The sequence below is a fragment of the Microbacterium sp. LjRoot45 genome (assembly GCF_964253325.1).
Lineage (GTDB): Bacteria > Actinomycetota > Actinomycetes > Actinomycetales > Microbacteriaceae > Microbacterium.
The window spans coordinates 1,499,272-1,512,407 of the sequence record NZ_CAXUQM020000001.1 but is presented as its reverse complement, the minus strand read 5'-3'; the positions used below and the strand labels follow the sequence as shown (position 1 = coordinate 1,512,407).

Sequence of the window (13,136 nt, the reverse complement as noted above, 5' to 3'; positions counted from 1 at the left end):
ACCAACCGCCGGTACCGCGACGGCGCACCGTGAGGCAGGATGAGACGCATGTCCCCCCGCGCCGACGCCGCCGTCGCCCTCGACGTCAGCGACCTGTCCATCGCCCGCGGCAGTGATGTCGGCCGTGTGGTGGACGGTGTCTCCTTCACCGTCGATCCCGGTGGCGCCCTCGCCGTCATGGGCCCCACCGGCTCGGGGAAGTCGAGCCTCGCTGCCGTCTTGGCCGGTGTCGAAGATCCCTCAGTGAGCGTGGACGGGGGAGAGGCGCGTGTTCACGGCCTCTCCGTGCGCAAGCGTGGACGCACACTCCGGATGCGCCGCTATCTCACGGGATTTCTTCCCCAGGGTGCCGGGGCGGCCCTGCCTGCTCGACTCACGGTGTCCGAACTCATCGCCGCGCCGATCACGTCGCGCGACCGGCGCGTGAACCAACGCGCTCTCGCCGTGCGCGTCGCAGCTCTGCTCGACGAGCTCGAGCTTCCCCTGGGCGCCGCAGCGAAGTACCCCTACGAACTGAGCGCCGGCATGCGTCAGCGCGTGGCCTTCGCCCAGGCCCTCGTGCTCGACCCGAAGGTGTTCGTCGGTGACGAGCCGTATGCGAACCTCGACCTCGAAGTACGTCGAGCCGCCCGCGATGCGCTGCAGCGACGGCGCGCAGACCGCGGGATGGCCCTCTTGGTCGTCACGAACGATCCTGTCGCGGTAGAAGAACTGGATGCCGACGTGCTCGTGCTGCGCGGCGGGCACACCGTCGCATACGGTCACGGGTCGGACGGGTTGCTCTGGACGCCGGACGGCGGAGCCCGGATCGTGACGTGATTCGACGAGCGATCGTGTGCACGACCACCCTCTCGGCTTTGCTACGATAGTCAGGTTGCCCGCCGCGAGGGGGGCTGATCCTCGGTAGCTCAATTGGCAGAGCAATCGGCTGTTAACCGATAGGTTCTTGGTTCGAGTCCAAGCCGGGGAGCGCAACGGCTCCGGGCTCCACCCCGGAGCCGTTCTTCTTTGTGTCCGCGCCTCCGAATGGCCATGCCGAGGCGAAGGCGCCTGCGGCGGCGTTCCTCCCTCGTTCAGGCGTCGAGGTCGTCGATCCCGGGAGTCCAGGACTGACCAGGCCTGCCCCAGCCTCGCTTCCGGGCGATCTTCTGCACCGTCTTCCAGTCGGAGTCATCCAGACGGTCGATGTAGAGGATGCCGTCGAGGTGGTCGAACTCGTGCTGCATGATGCGTGCGCGCCAGCCGTCGACCTCGAGCTGCACGGGCGCGCCATCGAGGTCGATGCCCGTCACCCGTACGCGCTCGGACCGCCGCAGCGCGAAACGCTCGCCGGGGAAGGACAGACATCCCTCCGATTCCTCGTCGGGGTCGGGCGCACCGGGTTCGAGGGGTCGCATCCAGAGATCGGGATTGATGATCACCCCGCGCCAGGGCTGACCCTCGTCGTCCTCGTACGTGTACGTGTAGATCCGGAGTCCCACGCCGACCTGCGGCGCGGCCAGACCGACGCCGGGGGCGGCATCCATCGTCTCGAACATGTCGGCCACGAGCTGGCGGACCTCCTCCGTCACCTCCTCCACGGCGGCGGCGGGAGCGTGCAGAACGGGGTCGCCCATGATGCGGATCGGAAGAACAGCCACGTCCTGAGCCTATCGATCGACCGGTGCCGTTAGGGTCGAGGGGTGATCATGGCGGAACTGGCGATCGACGAGCTGGCCGACGAACTCGTCGGGGTGTTCCGCGACCCCGCCATCCTCATCGGCATTCCTCTTGCGCTCCTCGGCGCCGTGTTCATGTCGTTCGGTGCGCAATACCAGCATCGCGGGGTGCAGAAGGTCGAGCGGATGACGCAGACCTCGGGGGGAGCGGGGCTCACGGGCGGCCAGCTGCTCAACCTGCTCCGTCGGCCGTCTTGGGTCGTCGGCACGCTCATGCTGGGCCTGGCGATCGTGTGTCAGCTCTCGGCGCTCTCGTTCGCACCACTCATCCTGGTGCAGCCGGTCGGGGCGATCTCGCTCGTCATCACGACCCTGCTCAACGCACGCATCTCGGGGCACCGGCCCACGCGCCGCTCGCTAGCCGCCATCACCATGTGTGTGGGCGGAATCTTCATCTTCGTCACGATCGCCGCACTGTATGCGACCGAGACGGCCGTCTCCGATCAGCAGCTGATCACCATCCTCCTCATCCTTGCCGGCGTGATGATCGTGCTCGCGGGACTGTGGATCTGGCTGCGCGACCGCATGCGCGCACTGTTCTACATCGTCGCGGCCGGCATCGTCTACGGCTTCGTCGCGACCCTGGCGAAGGTCGTCATCAACCGCATCCAGAACGGCGACTTCGAGTGGCTCACCGTCGTGTGCGTCGTCGCTCTCCTGGCCGGCACCGGCATCGGCGCCTACTTCGTGCAGACCGCGTACGCGTCGGGCCCTCCCGACCTCGTGATCGCCGGGCTCACCGTGATCGACCCGATGGTCGCGATCGTCATCGGCCTGACGGTGCTGGCCGAGGCCGCCAATGCACCGGTGGGCGCCTACATCGGCTTCGCCGTCGCCGGGGCACTCGCCGTCGCCGGCGTCTTCCAGCTTGCGCGCTACCACCCCGAGGTGATCAGCAACAGCCAAGAGCTGCCCATCCCGCGAGGCAGCACCGGCAGTGAGAACACGGATGCCGTCGACCCGCACGCGCCCAAGACACGGTCGGTGCGCCTGACCGAAACGGTCTCGAAGGTCTGGCCCGACCCTCCCGTGGACGACGACAGAGATCTCGGTAAGCGCCGGTAGGCTCGTCGTAGCCGATCGAGATCGGTGGGGGGCGGTGGCCAAGCTGGTCAAGGCAGCGGGCTCATAACCCGACGATCGTGGGTTCAAGTCCCACCCGCCCTACTGAAGTGGACGAAGTCGACCGTCACACCACATCGACGGCGAATCACACGGTTGTCATTCGAGGCCGACGTCCGCAATAATGGGCATACAACCGCATACTCGCCGCACATCGGCTCACACCGTTCAGGTCGTAGGGGAAGACGTACCTGACGAAACGGAGAGAACGATGGCGACACCTCAAGCGCGTGGAGTGATCTTCATTCACTCCGCGCCACGCGCGTTGTGCCCCCACCTCGAGTGGGCGGTAGGGCGTGCCCTCGGGCATGCCGTCAACTTCGACTGGGCCGACCAGCCGGTGCTCAACGGCAGCCGCCGGGCCGAGTTCTACTGGGAGGGCTCAGCGGGCACCGGAGCGGCGCTTGCGACGGCCATCCGCGGCTGGGAGCACCTGCGCTTCGAGGTGACCGAAGACCCCACCCCGCGCAGCGACGGCGGTCGCTGGCTCCACACTCCCGGCCTCGGCATCCACTTCGCCCAGACCGACACGGCCGGAAACGTCGTCATCGGCGAGGACCGCATCCGCTACGCGATGGAGATCGCCGCCGGCGATGTCTTCGAACTCCAGCGCGAGCTCGACATCGCGCTCGGCGCGGCCTGGGACGAGGAGCTCGAGCCGTTCCGGCACGCGAGTGACGACGCACCCGTCGTCTGGCTGCACAAAGTCGGTTGAGACGATCGCGCACCGCGCGACACTCTCCGAACGACACACAATTGCACAGACCTGGCGGCGCAGGCGCGTCCGTACCGGCCTCGGACGGCTTCCCGGGGAACGGGAACACGTGCCGGCCGCCATACCGAAGAAAGGACGCCCTCCGCTTGGCTTCGCGGAGGGCGTCCTTTCGTGTCGTATCAGACGGATGCGATGGCAACCACGGCGTTGTGTCCGCCGAACCCGAACGAGTTGCTGATCGCCAGCTGGTCGCCCGCGCCCAGCGGCGTGGGAGCTCCGGACAGCCGGAACGGAACGGCCGGGTCCTGCTCGGTCAGGTTGATCGTCGGCGGGGCCACGCGATCGCGCAGCGCCAACACGGTGAAGATCGCCTCGAGCGCACCGGTTCCACCCAGCAGGTGGCCGGTCGACGCCTTCGTGGCGGAGACGGGGATCTCGTCGATCCGATCGCCGAACACGCTCTTGAGCGCGACGTACTCGTTCGGATCGCCGACCGGCGTGGAGGTGGCGTGCGCATTGATGTGCGTCACCTCATCGACGGAACGTCCCGCCGACTCGAGGGCCATATGGACGGCGCGCGATGCGCCGGCACCCTCGGGGTCGTTCGCGGTGATGTGGTACGAGTCCGCCGTGACGCCCCCGCCCGCGATCTCCGCGTAGATCTTGGCGCCGCGGGCCTTGGCGTGCTCTTCGGTCTCCAGGATGAGGACGCCGGCGCCCTCTCCCATGACGAAACCGTCGCGGTCGATGCTGGCCGGGCGCGAGGCGGTCTCGGGGGAGTCGTTGCGCCGCGAGAGCGCCTGCATCGACGCGAACGAGGAGATCGTGATCGGGTGGATGACCGACTCCGTGCCACCGGCGATGACGACGTCAGCCAGACCGTCGCGCAAGTGCTCGACGGCGTTCACGAGCGACTCGGTGCTCGACGCGCACGCGCTCGCGACCGTTCGCGCATAGGCGCGCGCGCCGAAGTGGAGGGACAGGTTCCCCGCTGCGGCGTTGGGCATCAGCATGGGCACCGTCATGGGCAGGACCCGTCGCGGGCCTTTCTCGCGGAGCGTGTCCCAGGCGTCGAGGAGCGTCCAGAGTCCGCCGATCCCCGTGGCGAAGTCGACGCCGAGTCGCTCGGGCGCGACCTCGGGTGCCCCGGCATCCGCCCACGCCTCCATCGCGGCGACGAGCGCGAACTGCGACGACGGGTCGAGGCGCTTGGCGATGGGACGTTCCAGCACGGTGTCGGGACGCACCTTCGCCTGCGCGGCGAAGGTCACGGGCAGCTGGTACTTCTCTACCCAGTCGTACTCCAGGGTGCGGGTGCCGGACGCACCTGCGAGCAGGGCGTCCCAGCTCTCGGGGGCGGTGGCACCGATGGGGCTGGATGCCCCGATGCCGGTGACGACGATGCGCGGGTTGCTCATGTGTTCCTCGTGATGCTGCGGTGGGGGTTCAGTGCGGCTGAGCGGCTCTGGCCCCCACCGCGTGCGGTGCAGGTCAGGCCTGGTTCGACGTGATGAACGTCACGGCGTCGCCGACGGTCTTGAGGTTCTTGACCTCTTCGTCGGGGATGGTCACGCCGAACTTCTCCTCGGCGTTGACGACGATCGTCATCATCGAGATGGAGTCGATGTCGAGGTCGTCGGTGAACGACTTCTCGAGCGCGACCTCGTCGGCCGAGATGCCGGTCTCGTCGGTGATGAGCTCGGCAAGCCCGGCGAGGACCTCGTCGTTGCTGAATGCCATGTGTTTCTCCTTGTTTTCCGTTGGGATCGGGCCCGGCGGGGCCGGTAGTCAGTCTAGGTGCGGGGCGTGCGCCGTCACGGAAGCACGACGACCTGCGCGCCGAACACGAGACCGGCTCCGAAGCCGATCTGCAGAGCGAGGCCCCCGGACAGTTCCGGGTGCTCCTCGAGCAGACGGTGGGTGGCGAGCGGGATGGATGCCGCGGACGTGTTGCCCGTCGTCTCGATGTCGCGCCCGATCGCCACGGTGTCGGGGAGGCCGAGCTGCTTGGCGAACTCGTCGATGATGCGCATGTTCGCCTGGTGCGGCACGAAGGCAGCGAGATCGGCGGCCGTGATGCCCGCCTCCTCCAGCGCGCGCTTCGCGACCTTGACCATCTCCCAAACGGCCCAGCGGAACACGGTGGGCCCTTCCTGGCGAAGAGTCGGCCACGGTGCGACGCCCGCCCGGAACTCGTTGAGGGTGTGGTTCATGCCGACCGCGTCGGACTTCGAGCCGTCGGAGCCCCAGATCGTCGGGCCGATTCCGGGGAAGTCGCTCGGGCCGACGATGGCTGCACCTGCCCCGTCGCCGAGGAGGAACGAGATCGAACGATCGGTGGGATCGACGATGTCGCTGAGCTTCTCGGCGCCGACGACGGCGACGTAGGTCGCCGCTCCTGCGCGGATCAGGGCGTCGGCCTGAGTCACGCCGTAGGCGAAGCCCGCGCACGCGGCGTTGACGTCGTACGCGGCGGCGGGGTTCGCCCCGACGCGGTCGGCGACGATCGCCGACACCGACGGCGTCTGCTTGGGGTTCGAGATCGTGGAGACGATCACGGCATCCACCTGCTGCGGATCGATCCCCGCGCGACGGATGGCTTCGGCCACCGCGTCGCTCGCCAGGTCGATCGCGGTGGTCTCCGCGACGGCGCGCGCACGTGTGACGATGCCCGTGCGCTGACGGATCCACTCGTCGCTGGAGTCGATCGGTCCGACGAGATCGTCGTTCGGCACCAGGTTCTCGCCGCGCGCTGCTCCGTAGGAGTAGATGCGCGTGTGCGCGGGACCGGTGGGCTGTCTGAGCGTGGCGGTCACGCGTGGTCTCCTGTCAGCAGGGCGGCCGCAGCCGCAAGGTCGTCGGGCGTCTTCACCGCGACGGTGGGCGTGCCTCGCAGCGCGCGCTTGGCGAGTCCGGTGAGCGTTCCGGCGGGGGAGAGCTCGATGATGCCCGTGACGCCGCGCTCGGCGAACGACGCCATGCACAGATCCCAGCGCACCGGGGAGGCCACCTGGTCCACGAGATATCCCACGGCGGTGCTGCCCGACGTGACCGTCGATCCGTCACGGTTCGTCCACAGCATGAGCGTCGGGTCGGCGACCTCGACCTCACCGGCGGCATCGCGCAGCGTGTCGACGGCGGATGCCATGAAGCGGGTGTGGAAGGCGCCGGCCACCTGGAGCGGGATGACCCGCGTCGATGCCGGCGGTTCGGCCGCGAGAGTCTGCAGGGCCCCGAGGGCTCCGGCGGCGACGATCTGCCCGCCGCCGTTGTAGTTGGCCGGCGTCAGGTCGAGTTCCGCGAGGCGTGCCACGACGGCATCCTGATCGCCGCCGAGGACGGCGCTCATCCCGGTCTGCTCCGCCGCGGCCGCTCCTGCCATGGCGCGGCCACGGATGCCGACCAGGCGCATGCCGTCGTCGTCGGAGATGGCACCGGAGGCGACGAGGGCGGCGATCTCGCCGACGGAGTGTCCGGCGACGCCGGCGGGTGCGATCGCGGTGGCCGCGTCGAGCGCGTGCCACGAGAGCAGACTCGCGGCGACGATCAGCGGTTGGGCCACCTGCGTGTCACGGATGCGATCGGCGTCCCACTCGGTGCCCGCGGCGACGAGGTCAACTTCCGCCAGCTCGGAGTAGCGTTCCAGACGCTCCCTCGCTCCCTCGAGTTCGAGCCAGGGTGTGAGGAAGCCGGGCGTCTGGGAGCCCTGACCGGGGAAAACGGCAATGATCACCTGTCTATCCTCCCAAGAAGCGGGCGCCGGTGACTGGCGATGCAGTCACAAGAAACCCGAGATGCTTTGTGCGTGCCGTACAGCGATCCTGTCACGGTCGTCGAGGGACTGCAGCCCGACGGCGCGTGACATCCGTACCGATGGAACCGATGATCAGCGCCGTCTGGAGGATCAGCGCCTCCCGAGGGCCCGTGGCATCCCACCCGATGACATCCGAGACGCGCTTGAGTCGGTAGCGCACGGTATTGGGGTGCACGAACAGTTCGCGCGCCGTCGCCTCCAGCGATCGTCCGTTGTCGAGGTAGCTCCACAGCGTCGTCACCAGGTCGGCCGAGTGGGCCTGCAGGGGACGGAAGATGCGCTCCACCAGCGTCGCCTTCGCGAGGGGATCGCCCGCGAGGGCGCGCTCGGGAAGGAGATCGTCGGCCTCGACCGGACGCGGCGCGTGACGCCACGCCTTCGCGACCGCGAACCCCGCGAGTGCGGCGCGCGCGCTCTGTCCGGCGTCGACGAGGGCGGGCACGGACGGCCCGAGGACGAGGTGACCGGCGCCGAAGCCGGGTTCCAGGCGCTTCGCGATCTCGAGGAACGGCAAGCGATCGTCCGGCTCGTCTTCGCCGGGAGCGTCGGCCCGGCCGATGACGAGCACGAGACGCGATCCCTGGACGCCGATCAGGACGTCCACCCCGAGCTTGCGCGCCAGACGACGAAGATGGTCGACGTCGAACTGCGGGGGAGCCGTGCCCACGAGCACGGAGACCTCGCCGTGCCCATGCCACCCGAGGGCCGCGATCCGGCTCGGGAGCTCTTCGTCGGCCTCACCCGTGAGGATCGAGTCGACGACGAGCGCTTCGAGCCGAGCGTCCCAGAGCCCTCGCGCCTCAGCTGCGCGTGCGTACACGTCTGCTGCGGCGAAGGCAACCTCTCGGGAGTACAGCAGCATGCTCTCGCGCAGATCGTCTCCACGCCCGGCGACACGCTCCTCGGTCACCTCCACCGTCACCCGGATGAGCTGCAGCGTCTGGGTGAGACTCACACTGCGCAGCAGCTCTCTGGGGGCGGCGGCGAAGATGTCCGCGGCGATCCAGGGCTGTGCGCCCGGGTCGTCGTACCACTGGATGAACGCAGAGATGCCGGCCTGGGCGACCAGGCCCACCGCCGATCGTCGAGCCGGCGGCATCTCGGCGTACCACGGCAGGGAATCCTCGAGCCGCTTGATCGTCGCCGTCGCGAGATCGCCGGAGATGCGTCGCAACCAGGCGAGCGTCTCCGCCTTCTCCTGCGCCGTGGGTCGGATCGGCATCCCGTGGATCAGCTCTCGCCGCCGGCGTTGCCGCTCGTTCCCGCCGTCACGTCGTGGAGCCGGTACTTCTCGATGGCCTGCGCCGACAGCGAGCGGTCGACCTTGCCCTCCTGAGCGAGCGCCTGCAGCGTGCGCACGACGAGCGACGGGCCGTCGATCTTGAAGAACCGACGGGCCGCAGCGCGCGTGTCGGAGAACCCGAAGCCGTCGGCACCGAGCGTCGCGAACGTACGCGGCACCCACGGACGGATCTGATCCTGCACGGCATGCATGTAGTCGCTCACCGCGATGACAGGTCCGTCGGTGTCGCGCAGCTTCTCGGTGAGATACGCCGTGCGCGGCTCATCGAGAGGGTGGAGGAAGTTGTGCTCGTCGGCGGCGAGGCCGTCGCGGCGCAGCTCCGTCCAGCTCGTGACCGACCAGACGTCGGCCACGACGCCCCAGTCGTCCTTCAACAACTGCTGGGCCTCGATCGCCCACGGCACGCCGACGCCGGATGCGAGCAGCTGCACGCGGTGGCCGTCGCCCTCACCGGTCGAGATGCGGTGGATGCCGCGCACGATGCCCTCGACGTCGACCCCCTCCGGCTCGGCGGGCTGCACGAGCGGCTCGTTGTAGAGCGTGATGTAGTACATGACGTTGGGGTCGGGGTGGTTCCCGCCGTACATGCGGTCGATGCCCGCACGCACGATGTGCGCGATCTCGTATCCGTAGGCCGGGTCGTACGAGACCGTCGCCGGGTTCGTGGATGCCAGCAGGTGCGAGTGGCCGTCGGCGTGCTGGAGACCTTCACCGGTCAGGGTCGTCCGGCCCGCGGTGGCCCCCATGATGAAGCCGCGCGCCATCTGGTCGCCGGCAGCCCACTGCGCGTCGCCGGTGCGCTGGAAGCCGAACATCGAGTAGAAGATGTAGACCGGGATGAGCGGTTCACCGTGCGTCGAGTACGAGGTGCCGACGTTGGTGAAGGCGGCGAGAGCACCGGCCTCGTTGATGCCGACGTGCAGGATCTGGCCCTGCGGGCTCTCCTTGTAGGCCAGCAGGAGCTCACGGTCGACCGAGGTGTAGTTCTGCCCGTTGGGGTTGTAGATCTTCGCCGTCGGGAAGAACGCGTCGAGACCGAAGGTGCGCGCTTCATCCGGGATGATCGGCACGATGCGGTGGCCGAAGTCCTTCACCCGGAGCAGGTCCTTCAGCAGGCGCACGAACGCCATCGTGGTCGCGACCTCTTGCGTGCCCGAGCCCTTCTTGGGCAGCGCGTACGCCGCGTCGTCGGGAAGCGCGATGGGCACGTGGTGGGTGCGACGCTCGGGCAGGAAGCCGCCCAGGGCACGACGCTTCTCCACCATGTACTGGATGGTCTCGTCCTCCATGCCCGGGTGGAAGTACGGGGGCGCGTAGGGGTTCTCCTCGAGCTGCGCGTCCGTGATCGGAATGCGCATGGAGTCGCGGAAGTGCTTGAGGTCGTCCAGCGTCATCTTCTTCATCTGATGGGTCGCGTTGCGACCCTCGAAGTGGTGACCGAGACCGTAGCCCTTGATCGTCTTGGCGAGGATGACGGTCGGCTGACCCTTGTGCTCGGTCGCCGTCTTGTAGGCCGCGTAGACCTTCTGGTAGTCCAGACCGCCGCGACGCAGCTTGCCCCAGATGTCGTCGTCCGACCAGTCCTTGACCATGTCGAGGGTGCGCTCATCGCGGGCGAAGAAGTGGTCGCGGATGAACTTGCCGTCTTCGGCGCGGTAGGTCTGGAAGTCGCCGTCGGGGGTGCTGTTCATCAGGCCGACGAGCGCTCCGTCGCGGTCCTGCTGCAGCAGCTCGTCCCACCCACGTCCCCAGACGACCTTGATGACATTCCAGCCGGCGCCGCGGAAGAAGCTCTCCAGTTCCTGGATGATCTTGCCGTTGCCGCGCACGGGTCCGTCGAGTCGCTGCAGGTTGCAGTTGACGACGAAGGTCAGGTTGTCGAGGCCCTCGTTCGCGGCGACCTGCAGCTGGCCGCGGCTCTCCACCTCGTCCATCTCCCCGTCACCGAGGAACGCCCACACCCGCGAGTTCGACAGGTCCTTGATGCCGCGGTTGGTGAGGTACTTGTTGGTCATCGCCTGATAGATGGCGTTGATCGGGCCGAGACCCATCGAGACCGTGGGGAACTGCCAGTAATCCGGCATCAGACGCGGGTGCGGGTAGGACGGGATGCCGACCGGCGCCTTCGACTTCTCCTGGCGGAATCCGTCGAGCTGCTCGGAGGACAGCCGGCCCTCGAGGAACGAACGCGCGTAGATGCCAGGGGAGGCGTGGCCCTGGACGAACACCTGGTCGCCGCCGGAGGGATCGTCGAGTCCCCGGAAGAAGTGGTTGAAGCCCACTTCGTAGAGCGAGGCCGAAGACGCGTAGGTCGAGATGTGGCCTCCCACGCCGATGCCCGGTCGCTGCGCCCGATGCACGGTCAGCGCGGCGTTCCAGCGGATCCATCGGCGGTAACGACGCTCGAGCTCCTCGTCGCCGGGGAACTCGGGCTCGTTCTCGGGTGCGATCGTGTTGATGTAGTCCGTCGTCGGCACCTGGGGGACGTTCAGCTGCAGCTCGTGGGAGGCGTGCAGGAGGCTCAGCATGATCTCTCGACCGCGTCCGGCACCCTTGGCCTCGACGAGCTGGTGCAGCGATTCCTGCCACTCGTGGGTCTCTTCGGGATCGCTGTCCTGCGGGCCCTGCGAGTACGGATCCTGATCGTTGACAGTCACGGGCGACCTTTCTTCATCTGGCAGATCGTGCCAGGACGGGGCTACGGATGCGGTCGGCTTTTGTTCAGCACGGACAACACACCGCCCATCAGCCTAGTCACTTCCCGAGGGTGCAGAGCCTCGTAGACTGAACCCGAAGGGCCTTTAGCTCAGCTGGTAGAGCGCCACGTTTACACCGTGGATGTCGTCGGTTCGAACCCGGCAGGGCCCACCATCCGTCCGCGACCCGTTCAACCGTCGCGACCGACGATCTTCGGCTCAGCCGGATTGAGATAGAGCCCCTCGTCCTTGCCCAGGCGCGAGTGCCTCCTCGAGTACGTGAAGTAGACGACGAATCCGATCGCGAGCCACACGAGGAACCGCAACCACGTCTCCACCGTGAGGTTCAGCATCAAATAGGTGCAGACGGCGGCCGAGACGGCGGGGAGGACGGGGCTCCAGGGGACCCGGAATCCGCGCGGCAGATCGGGCCGGGTCCGGCGCAGCACGATGACGCCGATCGAGACGAGCACGAACGCCGACAGCGTGCCGATGTTGACCATCTCCTCGAGCACTCCTACCGGTGTCACTCCGGCGACGACGGCGACGACCACGGTCACCATGATCGAGATGATCCAGGGCGTGCGGCGGGTCGGGTGCACCTTCGCGAGGCGCACCGGCAGAAGGCCGTCGCGCGACATGGCGAAGATGATCCGGGTCGCGCCGATGAGGAGGGTCAGCACGACCGTCGTGAGGCCGGCCACCGCGCCTGCAGAGATCACGGTCGCCATCCAGGCCTGTCCGTGGTGGACGAAGGCGTTCGCCAGAGCGGCAGCGGGATCGAGATCCTGGTACGGCACCATGCCCGTGACGACGAGGGCGACGATGCAGTAGAGAGCCGTGCAGATGACCAGCGAGGCGATGATCCCGATCGGGAGATCCCGCTGCGGACGCTTGGTCTCCTCGGCCGTCGTGGCGACGACGTCGAAGCCGATGTAGGCGAAGAAGACGAGGGCGGCGCCGGCGAAGATCCCGCCCAGCCCGAACGCGGTGGGTTCGATGCCCGAAAGGAACTGCAGCAGCGGCTGAGTGAGTCCGGTCGTGGCTTCTCGGGGCGCCGGATCGGGGACGAACGGCGAGTAGTTCGCCGGGTTGACGAAGAGGATGCCGGCGACGATCACGAACAGCACGATGAAGAGCTTGACGGCGACGAGGACCAGATTGACCCGCATCGACTCGCGGATGCCGTAGGTCATGAGCGCGCCCAGCACGAGCACGAGCAGGATCGCCATCACGTCTACGGTTCCGCCGTAGCCGATCTCGGCGGGTATCGGCATCCCGAGCTGTTCCAGCAGGACTCCGAGGTACGCGCTCCACCCCTGCGCGACGACCCCCGCGCCGAGGAACATCTCGAGGATGAGGTCCCAACCGATGATCCATGCGAGGAGCTCACCGAGCGACGCGTAGGAGAAGGTGTAGGCCGAGCCGGACACGGGAACGGTCGAGGCGAACTCCGCGTAGCACATCGCCGCGAGTCCGCACGCGATCGCGGCCACGACGAAGCTGATCACGATCGCCGGCCCCGCCACTTCGTGGGCGACACGTCCCGTGAGGGTGAAGATGCCGGCGCCGATGACCACACCCACGCCGAAGACCGTGAGGTCGAAGGCGGACAGGGACTTCTTGAGCCGGAACTCCGGCTCCTCGGTGTCGGCGATGGACCGCTCGACCGACTTCGTGCGCATCACGCTCATCGGAATGCTCCTCTGTTCGTCAGGGACCACATGCTAGTGGGCACGTTCTGCCGCGCGGCTACGCGCCACCGCGC

General features: G+C 67.9%; 11 protein-coding genes and 3 tRNA genes. 6 read left to right on the top strand and 8 right to left on the bottom strand.

The window, feature by feature from the left end; genetic code table 11:
• Positions 1-39: 39 nt before the first annotated feature.
• On the top strand, positions 40-819 hold the full coding sequence (locus ACSQ18_RS07150; protein ID WP_436036456.1) for an ATP-binding cassette domain-containing protein: 780 nt from the start codon (positions 40-42) through the stop codon (positions 817-819).
• Positions 820-897: 78 nt separating this feature from the next.
• Positions 898-970: transfer RNA gene (locus ACSQ18_RS07145), tRNA-Asn, on the top strand.
• 103 nt (positions 971-1,073) lie between these two features.
• On the opposite strand, the gene def is transcribed toward ACSQ18_RS07145, so the two are convergent.
• Positions 1,074-1,640: a peptide deformylase gene (gene def / locus ACSQ18_RS07140; RefSeq protein ID WP_436036455.1), complete on the bottom strand. Its 567-nt coding sequence runs from the start codon at positions 1,638-1,640 to the stop codon at positions 1,074-1,076.
• 48 nt (positions 1,641-1,688) lie between these two features.
• On the opposite strand from def, the gene ACSQ18_RS07135 reads away from it, so the two are divergent.
• From ACSQ18_RS07135 to ACSQ18_RS07125, 3 genes are all read left to right on the top strand, one after another.
• On the top strand, positions 1,689-2,783 hold the full coding sequence (locus tag ACSQ18_RS07135; RefSeq protein WP_436038399.1) for a DMT family transporter: 1,095 nt from the start codon (positions 1,689-1,691) through the stop codon (positions 2,781-2,783).
• A gap of 28 nt (positions 2,784-2,811) precedes the next feature.
• Positions 2,812-2,885, top strand: a tRNA-Ile gene (locus ACSQ18_RS07130).
• 166 nt (positions 2,886-3,051) lie between these two features.
• Positions 3,052-3,555, top strand: a complete 504-nt coding sequence (locus ACSQ18_RS07125; RefSeq protein ID WP_144807881.1) for a DUF3145 domain-containing protein — start codon at positions 3,052-3,054, stop codon at positions 3,553-3,555.
• Positions 3,556-3,734: 179 nt separating this feature from the next.
• Here ACSQ18_RS07125 and ACSQ18_RS07120 read toward each other — a convergent pair whose 3' ends face one another.
• The 6 genes from ACSQ18_RS07120 to aceE form a co-directional block, all read right to left on the bottom strand.
• Positions 3,735-4,973, bottom strand: coding sequence for a beta-ketoacyl-[acyl-carrier-protein] synthase family protein (locus ACSQ18_RS07120; protein WP_436036453.1), 1,239 nt, complete (start codon positions 4,971-4,973; stop codon positions 3,735-3,737).
• A gap of 73 nt (positions 4,974-5,046) precedes the next feature.
• A complete protein-coding gene (locus tag ACSQ18_RS07115) occupies positions 5,047-5,295 on the bottom strand; it encodes an acyl carrier protein (protein WP_121058750.1) in 249 nt (82 codons plus the stop codon).
• Positions 5,296-5,369: 74 nt separating this feature from the next.
• Entirely contained in the window at positions 5,370-6,371 is a 1,002-nt protein-coding gene (locus ACSQ18_RS07110) for a beta-ketoacyl-ACP synthase III (RefSeq protein ID WP_436036451.1), read from the bottom strand.
• A complete protein-coding gene (locus tag ACSQ18_RS07105) occupies positions 6,368-7,288 on the bottom strand; it encodes an ACP S-malonyltransferase (RefSeq protein ID WP_436036449.1) in 921 nt (306 codons plus the stop codon). The genes ACSQ18_RS07110 and ACSQ18_RS07105 overlap by 4 nt, the downstream gene beginning before the upstream one ends.
• Before the next feature lie 91 nt (positions 7,289-7,379).
• Positions 7,380-8,591: a PucR family transcriptional regulator gene (locus ACSQ18_RS07100; RefSeq protein WP_144807877.1), complete on the bottom strand. Its 1,212-nt coding sequence runs from the start codon at positions 8,589-8,591 to the stop codon at positions 7,380-7,382.
• A gap of 8 nt (positions 8,592-8,599) precedes the next feature.
• The gene (gene aceE, locus ACSQ18_RS07095; protein ID WP_144807876.1) at positions 8,600-11,329 is read right to left on the bottom strand and encodes a pyruvate dehydrogenase (acetyl-transferring), homodimeric type; all 2,730 of its coding nucleotides are present in this window, start codon (positions 11,327-11,329) and stop codon (positions 8,600-8,602) included.
• Positions 11,330-11,467: 138 nt separating this feature from the next.
• On the opposite strand from aceE, the gene ACSQ18_RS07090 reads away from it, so the two are divergent.
• Positions 11,468-11,543: transfer RNA gene (locus ACSQ18_RS07090), tRNA-Val, on the top strand.
• A 16-nt stretch (positions 11,544-11,559) separates the two neighbouring features.
• Here the strand turns inward: ACSQ18_RS07090 and ACSQ18_RS07085 are convergent.
• Positions 11,560-13,062, bottom strand: coding sequence for an amino acid permease (locus ACSQ18_RS07085; protein ID WP_436036446.1), 1,503 nt, complete (start codon positions 13,060-13,062; stop codon positions 11,560-11,562).
• Between the last annotated feature and the right edge of the window lie 74 nt (positions 13,063-13,136).